The organism is Streptomyces sp. NPDC020875, from assembly GCF_040641415.1.
Classification (GTDB): domain Bacteria; phylum Actinomycetota; class Actinomycetes; order Streptomycetales; family Streptomycetaceae; genus Streptomyces.
On sequence record NZ_JBFADP010000017.1, the window covers coordinates 59,375 to 72,509 of the forward strand.

Consider the following 13,135-nt stretch of genomic DNA (forward strand, 5'->3'; position numbering starts at 1 on the left):
GGGGGGCTTTGCCCTCGGGTTGCCTGTGCCCAGGCGAGTCGCTTGCGCCCCGGTCTCCGGGGGCCCCGGGGCCCTGGCCCTCCGGGTTGCCGCCTCGAACTACCCGGGTCTCGCCCGGCGCCCTGATGTTGTCGGCGGTCTGCTGCCCGCCCGTGGCTTGTCGCGCAGTTCCCCGCGCCCCTGGTTGCCCTGCTGTCCGCCCTAGTGGAGAGACGGGTCCCACTTTTCAGGGTCGGTGCCGGGAAGAGCATTCAGGGGCGCGAGGAACTGCGCGACAAGCCAGCCACGGTCCGCAGGCCGCGAACAAGATCAGGCCGCCGGGTGCGGCCCGGGCGTTTAGGGGCTCGGGGAACTGCGAGACAAGCCACAGGCGGGCCGCAGACCGCCGACAACATAAGGCTGCCGGGCGCGGCCCGGGCGCGGCGCTCCGGAGTGGCGGGCCCTTCTGAGGGGCCTCGGGGCGCGCGGCCCCGGGAAGGGATCCCGCAGCGGGAGGCGACCCCGTAAGAATGGGGGCATGTCGATCAGCGTCATGCCCAACTCCGTTACGAATCCCGACGGATCCGCCGTCGTCCGCGTCCTCAGCTACAACGTGCGGTCCCTGAGGGACGACGAGGACGCGCTCGCCCGCGTCATCCGCGCCTGCGCCCCCGACCTGGTGTTCGTCCAGGAGGCGCCGCGGTTCTTCCGGTGGCGCAAGCATGCCGCGCGGCTCGCGGCGAAGACGGATCTCGTGGTGTTGTCGGGCGGGGCGACAGCCGCCGGGCCGCTGCTGCTGTGCTCCTTGCGGGCGACCGTGGACCGTACGGAGGACGTACTGCTGCCGCTCACCCGCGGCCAGCACCGCCGGGGTTTCGCGACCGCCGTGGTCCGGTTCGGGGGCTCGGTGCCGCTGGGGGCGGTCAGCTGTCATCTGAGCCTGCATCCGAGGGAGCGGTTCGCTCAGGCGGGGATGTTGCTGGACCGGGTCGCCGGTCTGGGGACTCCGTACGCCGTCGCCGCCGGGGACGTCAACGAGGAGCCCGGCCGGCCGGGGTTCGCCCGGCTCTCGGCGGGCCTCCGGGACGGCTGGGTCACGGCCCCCTGGGGCGGTGAGTACACATTTCCGGCGACCGGGCCCCGTAAGCGGATCGACGCGGTTTTCGCCACCCGGGGCGTGGAGGTGCTGGCCTGCGGGGTGCCGACGGCGCTGCCGGGGGTGTCGGCGGCGGATCTGGGCGCGGCCACGGACCATCTGCCGGTCCTGGCCGCGCTCTCGCTGCCCGCTGCCGCCGCCGGTACCGCGTAACGCCTGGTCGCGCGGTCAGACGACGGCGCCGCGCCCCGGGTCCGGGTCCTCGTCGTCCTCGCCGTCCGACATCCGGGCCACGAGGGTCGCGAAGCCGCCGAGGAAGCCGCCGACGCAGACCGTCGTCAGCCACCAGGACATGTCCCAGCGGAGGATGACGGCGATCAGCATGAGGACGGGTCCGCCGATCACTCCGAGCCAGGCGAATTTGGCGGTGGTGTCGGCTTCCGGCAGCGGCGGCGGCTCGGGCGGGACGAAGTGGCCCTCGTCGGTCTCGTCGAGGTCGTCCTCCTTGGCCTCGGCGGGCGAGTAGTCCCGGGGTCCGGCGCCGCCGACTCCGGGGGCGAAGGTGATGGAGCTGCCGAGCCGGGGCGGGTCGGCGGGCCCGGCGGTGTCGCCGGGTTCGGGCTTCGGCTCGGGCTTGCCCGGCTTCTCGTCGGCGATGGCTTCGAGCCGGGCCAGGTCCTCCACCGATTTGAACGGCTTGGCGCCGGGCGGGTCGGCCGGCTCCGTTCCGTAACCGGCGACGATCGCCGCCCAGGCGGCTTCCTCGTCGATGGGCTGCGGCTCGCGGTCCGCGTCGTGTTGTTCAGTCACCGGTCGGGCTCCCCTTCGTCTGCGCGCGCGGAGCGAGCCGGTTGATGAACGCGTGGCTTCGGTCGAAGATCTGCTCCGCGTCATGGTCCAACGTCGCGACGTGGTAACTCTGTTCCAGGACGACCTCGGTGACATCGGTCGAGGAGACCCGGGCGAGGATCCGCGCCGAGTCGGCCGGGTTCACGACATGGTCGGTGGCGCTGTGCAACAGCAGCAGCGGCTGGGTGACCTGCGGCAGCTCGCCGTCGACGAGCCGGGTGAACTGCCGGAGCGAGTACGCGGCCCGGACCGGCACCTGCTCGTACCCCACCTCCACGACGCCCGGCTTGGCGATATCGCTGGCGATCCCCGGCGACGAGGGCACCAGATGCCGCAGGACGGGCAGCAGCCGGGGGGCCAGGCCGTGCAGCCGGTTCAGCGGGTTGACCAGGACGATGCCGCTGATCGCGGAGCCGTGCCGGGCGGCGAGCCGCAGGGTGAGCGCGCCGCCCATGGAGAGCCCGAAGACGAAGACCCGGGAGCAGCGGTCGGTGAGGTCCCGCAGCGCCCGGTCCACCTCCGCGTACCAGTCCTGCCAGCCGGTGTGCTGCATGTCCTGCCAGCGGGTGCCGTGTCCCGGCAGCAGCGGCACCGAGACGGTGAGGCCGTGTCCGGCGAGATGTTCGGCCCAGGGGCGCAGGGAGTGCGGGGAGCCGGTGAAGCCGTGGCACAGCAGGACACCGATGTCACCGCCGTCGTGGCGGTAGGGCTCGGCTCCGGGGAGGACCGGCACCGGGGTCTCCTTTCGGGGTCGGGGCCGCAGCGGTGCCGACCGGGCGGCAGCGGGGCCCCGGTCGGGTGGCGTAGCACGGCGGCTCGGGGGGTCTGCTTCACGGTACGCGACCGGGCTGACACCGACCAGATCCGCCGCTTCGCGGCGGCCGGGATCACTCGCGGCCCGCCCGGGTGGGCCGTACGGCGCCACCCGCCCCTGTGCGGGGAGACCGGGCCCACCTCGGGTTAAGGTCTGGACTACAGCAACAGGAGGCACTCGAGTTGATCTACGGCGCTATGAAGTTCTCCGTCGGGGGGAGTCTGAAGCTCGCGTTCAGACCCTGGGTGGAGGGACTGGAGAACGTTCCCGCCGACGGTCCGGCCATCCTCGCGAGCAACCACCTGTCGTTCTCCGACTCCTTCTTCCTGCCCGCGGTGCTGGACCGGAAGGTCACCTTCATCGCCAAGCAGGAGTACTTCACCTCCCCCGGGGTCAAGGGCAAGCTGACCGCCGCCTTCTTCAAGGGGGTCGGTCAGCTCCCGGTGGACCGCTCGGGCGCGCGCGGCGCGGGCGAGGCGGCGATCCAGGCCGGGATCAAGGTGGTCGAGAACGGCGGGCTCTTCGGGATCTACCCCGAGGGCACCCGCTCCCCGGACGGCCGGCTCTACCGGGGCAAGTCCGGCGGTCTGGCCCGGGTGGCGCTCGCCACCGGCGCCCCGGTCATCCCGGTCGCCATGATCGACACCGAGAAGATCCAGCCGCCCGGCAAGGTGGTGCCCAAACTGATGCGCCCGGGCATCAGGATCGGCGCCCCGCTCGACTTCACCCGCTACCAGGGCCTGGAGAACGACCACTTCATCCGGCGGTCCCTGACCGACGAGGTGATGTACGAGATCATGAAGCTCTCGGGCCAGGAGTACGTCGACATCTACGCGACCGCCGCCAAGCGGCAGCTCGCCGACGCGAAGAAGGCGGCCGAGAAGCAGGCCGCGGAGCGGAAGGCGGCGGAGCGCGCCGCCTGATCCGCCGGGTCCGGTCCGGATCGCGGGCCGTACGGGGCGGGGCCGGGGATCTCCCGGCGGGGGAGAACCGGGGCCGGGCGCGGGGGCGTCCGGAAAGCAAGGGGCCGTGTCGTCGCGGCGGGAACGCAAGGCGGGCGGGGGAGCGGGGGAGATGGCGCGCGAGCGGGTCGTACGGATGTCGGTCGAGCTGCCGCTGTGGCGCGCGCTCGCGGGCTACCGCGTCCTCACCATGCTCTACGCGATCCTGCTCATTCCGCTCAACCCGGACAAGTTCGAACGCCCCTGGGTGGCGTATGTCTTCCTGGCCTTCCTCGGGGTGTGGACCCTGGCCACACTGCCCTTCGTCCGGAACGCCGCGAGCTGTACCCGGCCGTTCCTGGCCGCCGATCTGACGATCGCCGTCACCGGCATCATGCTGACCCCGCTCGCCGACTTCCAGGCCCAGCAGACCGACGGCCCCACCCTGCCGTCGATCTGGACGGCGGGCTCCGTACTGGCCTTCGCGATCAAGGGCGGCTGGCGCTGGGCGGGCCTGGCGTCGTCGCTGGTCGCCGTCGCCAACATGGTCGAGCGCGGCGACCCCACCGGGGACACCTTCCACAACGTCCTGCTGGTCTGGGTGGCGTCCATCGCCATCGGCTACGTGGTCGAGGTGGCCCGGGCCTCCGAGCGGACCCTGGCCCGCGCGCTGGAGATCGAGGCGGCGACCCGGGAACGGGAGCGGCTGGCCCGGGACATCCACGACGGGGTGCTCCAGGTGCTGGCCATGGTCCAGCGCCGGGGCAACGCGATCGGCGGGGAGGCCGCCGAGCTGGGCCGGATGGCGGGGGAGCAGGAGATCGCCCTCCGTACCCTGGTCTCGTCGGGGCTGGTCCCGGCGAGCCGGGCGTCCGAGGACGTCACCCAGGGCGCGATCGTCCGCTCCGTAGAAGACGATGAAGACGATGCCGCCCGCCCCGGTGACGCGTATGCCGGGGACGCCGACCGCGATCTGCGGTCGCTGCTCGCGCCCCGGACCGGTGCCCGGGTCACCCTCTCCGAGCCCGGTGCCCCGGTACTGCTGCCGGCCGCCGCCGCGGCCGAGCTGGCGGCGGCCGTCGGTGCCGCGTTGGACAATGTGGAGCGGCACGCGGGTGACGGCGCCCGTGCCTGGATCCTGGTCGAGGACTGGCCGGACGAGGTGATCGTCACCGTCCGGGACGACGGCCCGGGGATCCCGGAGGGGCGGCTCGCCCAGGCCGAGGGGGAGGGCAGGCTCGGGGTCGCGCTCTCCATCCGGGGGCGGCTGCGCGATCTGGGGGGCACGGCCGAGCTGATCTCGGTTCCCGGACAGGGCACGGAAGTGGAATTGAAGGTCCCGCGACAGGCGGGAGCGGCAGGGGGGAAGGACCGGTCATGACGGAATCGACACCGGAGCGGACGACGCGGGTGATGGTCGTGGACGACCATCCGATGTGGCGGGACGCCGTGGCGAGGGATCTGGGGGCGGCGGGGTTCGATGTCGTCGCCACCGCGGGCGACGGCCAGCAGGCGGTCCGCCGGGCCGTGGCCGTCACGCCCGATGTGCTGGTCCTCGATCTGAACCTGCCGCTGAAGCCGGGGGTGCAGGTCTGCAAGGAACTGGTGGCCGCCCTGCCGGGACTGCGGGTGCTGGTGCTCTCCGCCAGTGGTGAGCACGCGGACGTCCTGGAGGCGGTCAAGTCCGGTGCCACCGGCTATCTGCTGAAGTCGGCGAGTACGGAGGAGCTGACCGACGCGGTACGGCGGACCGCCGCCGGTGACCCGGTCTTCACCCCCGGCCTGGCCGGTCTCGTCCTCGGCGAGTACCGCAGGCTGGCCACCGACCCGGCTCCGGCCACCGAACAGGGCGAGTCCAAGGCGCCCCGGCTGACCGAGCGGGAGACCGAGGTCCTCCGGCTGGTCGCCAAGGGATTGTCGTACAAACAGATCGCGGAGCGGCTGGTGATCTCCCACCGGACCGTGCAGAACCACGTCCAGAACACCCTCGGCAAGCTTCAGCTGCACAACCGGGTCGAGCTGGTGCGGTACGCCATAGAGCAGGGCATCGACACCCCGGACGTCCCGGGTCTCCACGACGGGCCCGCCGAGAGCGGCGCGACGGCCGTCTGAACGCCGGACGCGCTGGCCCGGTCGTCAGGCCGCCCGGCCGCCCGGCCGGGGCTCGGCGGTCCGGGGGCGTGCGGCGAAACGGCCGCGCGCGGGTGTGCGCCGGTTGTGTTCCGGAGGTGCTGAGGTGGCGTACGAGGTCTCAGAGGTGCGCCGCCGTTCACGTACGAGTGAATGCGTCCTTCATCTCCTGTCTCGCACACCCCGCTGACCAGGGCCTCCTCGGGTCCGTACCGCAGGGGGATTGACCCTCGCCGCCACTCGTAGTGACCTGGATCACGATTAGCGTGACCGGTCCTAGAGCTCATCTGGCGAAGGGATTTCTTCCATGCGCGTCGGAGTACTGACCGGGGGCGGGGACTGCCCCGGCCTCAACGCGGTCATCCGCGCCGTCGTCCGCAAGGGCGTCCAGGAGTACGGGTACGAATTCACCGGCTACCGGGACGGCTGGCGCGGACCGCTCGAAGACGACACCGTTCCGCTCGGCATCCCGGTCGTCCGGGGCATTCTGCCCCGGGGCGGCACCATCCTCGGTTCCTCGCGCACCAATCCGCTCAAGACCCCCGACGGTATCCACCGGATCAAGGAGAACCTGGCCAAGGCCGAGGTCGACGCCCTGGTCGCGATCGGCGGCGAGGACACCCTGGGGGTCGCCGCGCGGCTGCACGACGAATACGGCGTCAAGTGCGTCGGCGTCCCCAAGACCATCGACAACGACCTGTCGGCCACCGACTACACCTTCGGCTTCGACACCGCCGTCGGCATCGCCACCGAGGCGATCGACCGGCTGCACACCACCGCCGAGTCGCATATGCGGGTCCTGGTCGTGGAGGTGATGGGGCGGCACGCGGGCTGGATCGCCCTGCACTCCGGACTCGCGGGCGGCGCCAACGCCATCCTCATCCCGGAACAGCGCTTCGATCTCGACCAGGTGTGCGACTGGGTCACCTCGCGGTTCCGGGCCACCTACGCACCGATCGTGGTGGTCGCCGAGGGCGCCATGCCCAAGGACGGCGAGATGGTCCTCAAGGACGGCACGCTCGACTCGTTCGGGCACGTCCGGCTCTCCGGCGTCGGCGAATGGCTGGCGAAGGAGATCGAGAAGCGCACCGGCAAGGAGGCCAGGACCACCGTCCTCGGCCATGTCCAGCGCGGCGGTACGCCCAGCGCCTTCGACCGCTGGCTGGCCACCCGGTTCGGACTGCACGCCATCGAGGCCGTCCGGGACGGTGACTTCGGCCGGATGGTCGCCCTGCGCGGCACCGAGATCGTCCGGGTGCCGATCGCCGAGGCGACGGCCCGGCTGAAGACCGTCGACCCCGCGTTGTACGAGGAGGTCGGGGTCTTCTTCGGCTGACCGGCGCGCCGCTCGCCCGGCCCGGCCACCGGCGTCCGCCGGAGCCGGACCCTCGCCGGACGACCGGCGCGCCCGGGCCACGGGCCGTCCCGGGATTCGTATAGTCGGCCGGGGACGGCCCGCGGCCATCGCGGGCGCGACCGCACCGCGAACGGGAGCACCGCGTGGAGATCCTCGCCTTCGGAGTGCAGGCGGACGAGAAGCCCCTGATCGAACGGGCCTTCGCCGGAGAGTTCGAGGTCCGCTGTCTGGAAGTCTTCCTCGACGCCGACACGGCGCCCATCGCCGCGGGCCACGAGGCGATCTCCACCAGTGTCAACGCCGATCTGGGCGCCGGGGTGCTGCGGACCCTGGCCGCCGGGGGCACCCGGATGATCGCCCAGCGCTCCACCGGCTTCAACAACATCGATCTCGACGTCGCCGCCGAACTCGGCTTCACCATCGCCCGGGTGGAGACCTACTCCCCTTACTCCGTCGCAGAGTTCGCCTGGACCCTGGCCACCGCCGTCAACCGGCGGATCGTCCGGGCCGCGGGCCGTACCCGTGACTTCGACTTCCGGCTCGACGGGCTGATGGGCCGCGATCTGCACGGCCGGACCGCCGGAATCCTCGGCACCGGGCGGATCGGCGCCGCCTTCGCCCGGATCGCCCATGGCTTCGGGATGCGCCTGCTGGGCTGGGACGTCGCCGAGAACCCCGAGTGCGCGGCGCTCGGGATGACGTACACCGACAAGGAGCGGCTCTTCGCCGAGGCCGATCTGATCAGTCTGCATGTGCCGCTGCTGCCCGCGACCCGGCGTATCGTCGGCGCGGCGGCGCTGGCGGCGATGAAGGACGACGCCGTCCTCGTCAACACCAGCCGGGGCGGGCTGGTCGACACCGAGGCCCTGGTGGAGGAGTTGCGCAAGGGCCGGTTCGCCGGGGTGGGGCTCGACGTCTACGAGGCGGAGGCCGGTCTCTTCTTCCTCGACAAGTCCCTGGAAGCCGTCGCCGACGACACCCTAGCCCGGCTGATGACCTTTCCGAATGTGCTGGTCAGCTCGCATCAGGCGTATTACACGGAGGAAGCGGTCCGGCAGATCGTGGAGACCACCGCCCGGAACGTGGCGGACTGGGCGGCGGGCCGCCGGTCCGGAAACGTCCTGATCCCGGCGGCCCCCGAGACGGCCTGACCCCACTGCCCGGCCCCGGCACCGAGCCGGTCGGGGCGCCGGACCGGGACCGGGAGCGCCGTCCGGTCCGCCGTGTCCCGTACGCGCACTCCGCCCTTACGGCCCGTCGGACACGGGGAGCCGTTCCCGCGCCGCCGGGACCGAGGACGTGCTCCGTACGAGTCCGTATGAGTCCGTACGAGGGAGACCGTCCCCGGCTCCGGCGGGGAACTCGCCGCCGTCGCGACAGCCGTACCGGACGTCGTGGCCCGCTGTCCGGCCGGACGGCGCCCCTTCGCGGGCCGGGACCGTTCCGGCCGCCCCGGTTCCGGCGGGATCGGGTGCGCCGACGGCTCCGGCCCCGTCGGCCGGGGCCGCCGCCCGGCCCGAGGTCGTCCGGCCGTCAGCCCCCGGCCAGGACGGACTCCCGCAGCAGCTCGGCGACCAGCCCCGGGCCGTCCAGCGTCAGTACGGACTCCGGATGGAACTGCACCGACGCGAACCCGGGCCCGCGCAACGCGCTGACCTCGCCCGTCGCCGGGTCCCTCGCCACCTCGATCGCCCGCGACCCCAGCCGCCGGGCCGACGCGTCGTCGCAGTGGGCGGTGAAACTGCTGTAGAAGCCCACGGTCTCCGGGCGGCCGAAGAAGTCGATCCGCTCCTGGGCGCCCTGATACGGGGTGGCCTTGCGGACCAGCCGCAGCCCCAGCTCGTGGGCGATCAGCTCATGGCCGAGACAGACCCCGAGCACCCCGTGGGAGTGGCCGTCCAGCAGCTCGGCGGCGATCGTCCGCAGCACCCGCATCTTGGGATCCGCCGGATCCGCCGGATCACCGGGGCCCGGACCGAGGACGACCGGGCCGTGATGGTCGCGGACCGTCTCCCGCAGCCCCGGCTCGTCGAACCGGCGTACGGTCACCTCCAGACCCGTGGACCGCAGCAGATGGGCCAGCATCGCGGTGAAGGTGTCCTCGCCGTCGACCATCAGGGCATGGCCGGCGGGCAACCGTCCGCCGCGCGACCGCGCCGTACCGCCCGCGGACGCCGATGCCGTGGCCCGCTCGCCGGTCAGGGGCCCGTCGGCCGGTTCCTGGAGCCGTAGCCAGAACGGCGCGAGACCGGCCCGGCGGGCGTCGAGCGCGGCCCGGACCCGGGGATCGTCCGCCAGCCGGACTCCCGTCGGCGCTGCCGGGGCCCGCCCGGGACCGACCCCCAGCGCCGTCAGCACACCCGCCGCCTTGGCATGGGTCTCGGCGACCTCGTTCCCCGGTACCGAGTTCCGGACCAGCGTCGCCCCCACCGGCACCCGCAGCCCGCCGTCCGCCGCGATGTCGGCGGTCCTGATCAGAATCGGCGAGTCCAGCGACTGCGCGCCGCCGCCGTCCCGGCCGAGCAGGGCCAGGGCGCCCGCGTAGTAGCCCCGGCCGCCCACCTCGTGCCGCTCGATCACCCGGCAGGCGTTCTGCACCGGCGACCCGGTGACCGTCGCCGCGAACATGGTCTCCCGCAGCACCTCGCGGACGTCCAGCGACGAGCGGCCCCGCAGCTCGTACTCGGTATGCGCGAGATGGGCCATCTCCTTGAGCCGGGGCCCGACGACCACCCCTCCCCGGTCGCCGACCGTGCACATCATCTTCAGCTCCTCGTCGACGACCATCGACAGCTCGTCGCGCTCCTTCGGATCGTCGAGGAACCGCAGCAGCCCCTCGGGGTCCGGGCCCTGCGGCGGATAGCGGAAGGTGCCGCTGATCGGATTCATCACGACCGTGCCGCCGCTCATCCGGACATGCACCTCGGGACTGGCGCCGGCCAGGACCCGGCCGCCCGGGCCGGTGTGGACCACGAACGTCCAGTACGCGCCCCGCTCACCGGCCAGCAGCCGGCGGAACAGGGCGAGCGCGTCGGCCCGGCCGAAGCCGGGGATCCGGCCGGTGTACGTACGGCGGATCACGAAGTTCGCGCCCTCGCCGCCGCCGATCTCGTCCTCGATCACCCGGGCGACGATGTCCGCGTACTCCTCGTCGGAGACGTCGAAACCACCGTCCTCGACCCGGACCGCGTGGCCGGGCAGCGCGTCGAGTACGTCGTCGAGCGGCAGCTCGTACGTCTCCTCGGCGACCAGCGCGCTCAGCGGTGTGCCGTCGTCGCGGACATCGAAGCCCCGCTCCCGGATCTGCCGGAAGGGGACCAGGGCGAGGGTCGGGCGGTCGGTGAAGACGGGCAGCTCGCCCAGGGTCGCGGCCTCCAGGACCGGTCCGGCCAGTACCTCGACGGTGTCGTGGTCACGGCCGGGGGTGCGGCGGCGCAGCAGGGCGAAGGGCCGGTCACCGTCCAGCAGACGGGCGACGACCTCCGCTGCGGACGGGGTGTGCTGGGACATCCGGGGTTCCTTTCCGGGCGGGGGGCCTCGGCGCCGGTACGTACCGTGCGCCGGGGGACCCCCGGGGAGAGGAGCGGCCGGGTCCGGGTCCGGATGGACCGGACGGTCGGAGAAACACGAAGGCCGCCCCTCGGGCGGCCTGGTTTCTGCTCGACTGTCTCGGAAACGCGCAGTCAGTGGGCCGCCGGATGAGCGGTCCACCACCACTGGGTGCGGTGCTGCGTCTGATTCATGCGGCGAACTGTAGCGCACGGCTCCCCGGTGCGGAGGGTGTGGCGTGCGCCACAACGCTCCGATCGGTCCGGGGGTTCCGGATCGGGTGTCACCGCACCGGTCGGATGTTGATCTATGAGTTCGATGCGACTGATGTGATCTGTGTGACGGAATGCTGGACTGTACGTCTCATTGGGTGGGCGCCGGACCGGGGCGCTCCCGGGACCCCGTACTGTTGGCGATGTGACCGTGAACGCTAAGACCACCCTTTCCGGTGGCAACACCTGGCGAGACCTGCCCGCGGCGCAGCAGCCCGAGTACCCGGATGCCGAGGCTCTGCGCGATGTGATCGCCGAGCTCGAAAGCTATCCGCCGCTCGTCTTCGCGGGCGAGTGCGACCAGCTGCGCGCGCGGATGGGCGCCGTCGCCAGGGGCGAGGCGTTCCTGCTCCAGGGCGGAGACTGCGCCGAGGCGTTCGACGCCGTCTCGGCCGATCACATCAGGGCCAAGCTGAAGACGCTGCTCCAGATGAGCGCCGTCCTGACCTACGCGGCGTCCGTCCCGGTCGTCAAGGTCGGCCGGATCGCCGGACAGTACTCCAAGCCGCGCTCCAAGCCGACCGAGACCCGCGACGGCGTGACGCTGCCGACCTACCGCGGCGACTCCGTCAACGGCTTCGACTTCACCGAGGCGTCCCGGGTCCCGGACCCCGAGCGGCTGAAGCGGATGTACCACGCCTCGGCCTCGACGCTGAACCTGGTCCGCGCCTTCACCACCGGCGGCTACGCCGACCTGCGGCAGGTGCATGCCTGGAACCAGGACTTCGTGAAGTCGTCCCCGTCGGGCCAGCGGTACGAGCAGCTCGCCCGGGAGATCGACAACGCGCTGAACTTCATGAAGGCGTGCGGCACCGACCCGGCCGAGTTCCGCGCGGTGGAGTTCTTCGCCTCCCACGAGGCGCTGCTGCTCGACTACGAGGGCGCGCTGACCCGGACCGACTCCCGGACCGGCCACCTCTACGACACCTCGGGCCACATGGTCTGGATCGGTGAGCGGACCCGCCAGCTGGACGGGGCGCACATCGAGTTCGCCGCCCGGATCCGCAACCCGATCGGGATCAAGCTGGGCCCGACGACCACGGTCGACGAGGCGCTGACCTACATCGACCGGCTGGACCCCGACCGGGAGCCCGGCCGGCTGACCTTCATCGTCCGGATGGGCGCCGACAAGGTCCGGGACCGGCTTCCGGCCCTGGTCGAGAAGGTCACCGCGTCCGGTGCCACCGTGGCCTGGGTGACCGACCCGATGCACGGCAACACCTTCGAGGCGGCCTCCGGGCACAAGACCCGCCGCTTCGACGACGTCCTGGACGAGGTCAAGGGCTTCTTCGAGGTGCACAAGGAGCTGGGGACCCACCCCGGCGGCATCCATGTCGAGCTGACCGGTGACGATGTCACCGAGTGCGTGGGCGGCGGCGACGAGATCTTCGTCGACGATCTGCACCAGCGGTACGAGACGGCCTGCGACCCCCGGCTGAACCGCAGCCAGTCCCTGGACCTGGCGTTCCTGGTCGCGGAGATGTACCGGGACCAGTAACGGCGCTGTGGACCGATGGTCCTACGACCCGACGATGGGGCGCGAATCCTTGTGATTCGCGCCCCATCGTGCTTTTGCCCCCTGGCAGAGGCGGGTAAGGTTAGGTTAGCCTCACCGATGAATCGGGTTGATTGCGTCGGAAAGGGCACAACCCCTCGGGTCCCGGATCCGGGCGTTCCCGGATGACCCGGACGCCCTGGGCGGACGGGCCCCGGCGCACCAGGCCCCCAAAAGTTCGTCGGAGGTGAACCGCGTGTACGTCTGCTCGTGCTTCGGCATTACGGAGCAGCAGATCAAGCAGCACGCGGCGGCGGGCGCGTGTACGCCCCGGCAGATCGCCTCCGCCTCGAAGGCGGGTACGGACTGCGGCTCCTGCGTCCGCAAGATCCAGTCCATCCTCGGCCGGGGGGCCTGTCCCCGGCGCGAGCTGATCGACCAGGGCCGGCCCGCCCTGGCGGCGGTCACGGACGCACCGGCCGATGTGTCCGTCTCCGATCCGGCCACCACGGTGCCCGGCGTCCCGGGCATCCCCAAGATCCCCGGGATCCCGGGTGTACCCGCCGCCGCCACCGCTCCCGGCCGGTCCGGGATCGCCGGTGCCGGGGGGACCGCAGAGCTGGACGAGGCGGCCTGAGGCGGTCCGGATCCGG

11 protein-coding genes are annotated in these 13,135 nt (G+C 72.2%); 8 read left to right on the forward strand and 3 right to left on the reverse strand.

What is annotated here, in order from left to right:
- Positions 1 to 517: 517 nt before the first annotated feature.
- Entirely contained in the window at positions 518 to 1,288 is a 771-nt protein-coding gene (locus tag AB0G74_RS12255; RefSeq protein ID WP_361143993.1) for an endonuclease/exonuclease/phosphatase family protein, read from the forward strand.
- Between the two features lie 15 nt (positions 1,289 to 1,303).
- On the opposite strand, the gene AB0G74_RS12260 is transcribed toward AB0G74_RS12255, so the two are convergent.
- On the reverse strand, positions 1,304 to 1,885 hold the full coding sequence (locus AB0G74_RS12260; protein ID WP_361143996.1) for a hypothetical protein: 582 nt from the start codon (positions 1,883 to 1,885) through the stop codon (positions 1,304 to 1,306).
- Positions 1,878 to 2,657, reverse strand: a complete 780-nt coding sequence (locus AB0G74_RS12265; RefSeq protein WP_361143999.1) for an alpha/beta fold hydrolase — start codon at positions 2,655 to 2,657, stop codon at positions 1,878 to 1,880. The genes AB0G74_RS12260 and AB0G74_RS12265 overlap by 8 nt, the downstream gene beginning before the upstream one ends.
- A gap of 263 nt (positions 2,658 to 2,920) precedes the next feature.
- Here AB0G74_RS12265 and AB0G74_RS12270 point away from each other — a divergent pair, with 263 nt between their 5' ends.
- The 5 genes from AB0G74_RS12270 to AB0G74_RS12290 all read left to right on the forward strand — a co-directional run bounded on the left by AB0G74_RS12270 (position 2,921) and on the right by AB0G74_RS12290 (position 8,317).
- On the forward strand, positions 2,921 to 3,661 hold the full coding sequence (locus AB0G74_RS12270; RefSeq protein WP_361144002.1) for a lysophospholipid acyltransferase family protein: 741 nt from the start codon (positions 2,921 to 2,923) through the stop codon (positions 3,659 to 3,661).
- A gap of 151 nt (positions 3,662 to 3,812) precedes the next feature.
- Complete coding sequence (locus AB0G74_RS12275; RefSeq protein ID WP_361144005.1) at positions 3,813 to 5,060, forward strand: DUF5931 domain-containing protein; 1,248 nt, start codon at positions 3,813 to 3,815, stop codon at positions 5,058 to 5,060.
- Complete coding sequence (locus AB0G74_RS12280) at positions 5,057 to 5,791, forward strand: response regulator transcription factor (RefSeq protein WP_361144008.1); 735 nt, start codon at positions 5,057 to 5,059, stop codon at positions 5,789 to 5,791. The genes AB0G74_RS12275 and AB0G74_RS12280 overlap by 4 nt, the downstream gene beginning before the upstream one ends.
- Positions 5,792 to 6,116: 325 nt before the next feature.
- Positions 6,117 to 7,145, forward strand: a complete 1,029-nt coding sequence (locus AB0G74_RS12285; RefSeq protein WP_361144011.1) for a 6-phosphofructokinase — start codon at positions 6,117 to 6,119, stop codon at positions 7,143 to 7,145.
- A 164-nt stretch (positions 7,146 to 7,309) separates the two neighbouring features.
- Positions 7,310 to 8,317, forward strand: a complete 1,008-nt coding sequence (locus AB0G74_RS12290) for a 2-hydroxyacid dehydrogenase (protein ID WP_361144014.1) — start codon at positions 7,310 to 7,312, stop codon at positions 8,315 to 8,317.
- 382 nt (positions 8,318 to 8,699) lie between these two features.
- On the opposite strand, the gene AB0G74_RS12295 is transcribed toward AB0G74_RS12290, so the two are convergent.
- Positions 8,700 to 10,676: an anthranilate synthase family protein gene (locus tag AB0G74_RS12295; RefSeq protein ID WP_361144017.1), complete on the reverse strand. Its 1,977-nt coding sequence runs from the start codon at positions 10,674 to 10,676 to the stop codon at positions 8,700 to 8,702.
- Between the two features lie 462 nt (positions 10,677 to 11,138).
- Between AB0G74_RS12295 and AB0G74_RS12300 the strand changes: the two genes are divergently transcribed.
- Complete coding sequence (locus AB0G74_RS12300; protein WP_361144160.1) at positions 11,139 to 12,485, forward strand: class II 3-deoxy-7-phosphoheptulonate synthase; 1,347 nt, start codon at positions 11,139 to 11,141, stop codon at positions 12,483 to 12,485.
- 253 nt (positions 12,486 to 12,738) lie between these two features.
- Complete coding sequence (locus AB0G74_RS12305; RefSeq protein WP_361144020.1) at positions 12,739 to 13,119, forward strand: (2Fe-2S)-binding protein; 381 nt, start codon at positions 12,739 to 12,741, stop codon at positions 13,117 to 13,119.
- The last annotated feature ends 16 nt before the right edge of the window (positions 13,120 to 13,135 follow it).

What these genes read in the sequence shown, in the direction of transcription:
- AB0G74_RS12255 (WP_361143993.1), top strand. Translation starts at nt 518, where the DNA reads ATGTCGATCAGCGTCATGCCCAACTCCGTTACGAATCCCGACGGATCC.
- AB0G74_RS12275 (WP_361144005.1), top strand. Translation starts at nt 3,813, where the DNA reads ATGGCGCGCGAGCGGGTCGTACGGATGTCGGTCGAGCTGCCGCTGTGG.
- AB0G74_RS12280 (WP_361144008.1), top strand. Translation starts at nt 5,057, where the DNA reads ATGACGGAATCGACACCGGAGCGGACGACGCGGGTGATGGTCGTGGAC.
- AB0G74_RS12285 (WP_361144011.1), top strand. Translation starts at nt 6,117, where the DNA reads ATGCGCGTCGGAGTACTGACCGGGGGCGGGGACTGCCCCGGCCTCAAC.
- AB0G74_RS12295 (WP_361144017.1), bottom strand. Translation starts at nt 10,676, where the DNA reads ATGTCCCAGCACACCCCGTCCGCAGCGGAGGTCGTCGCCCGTCTGCTG.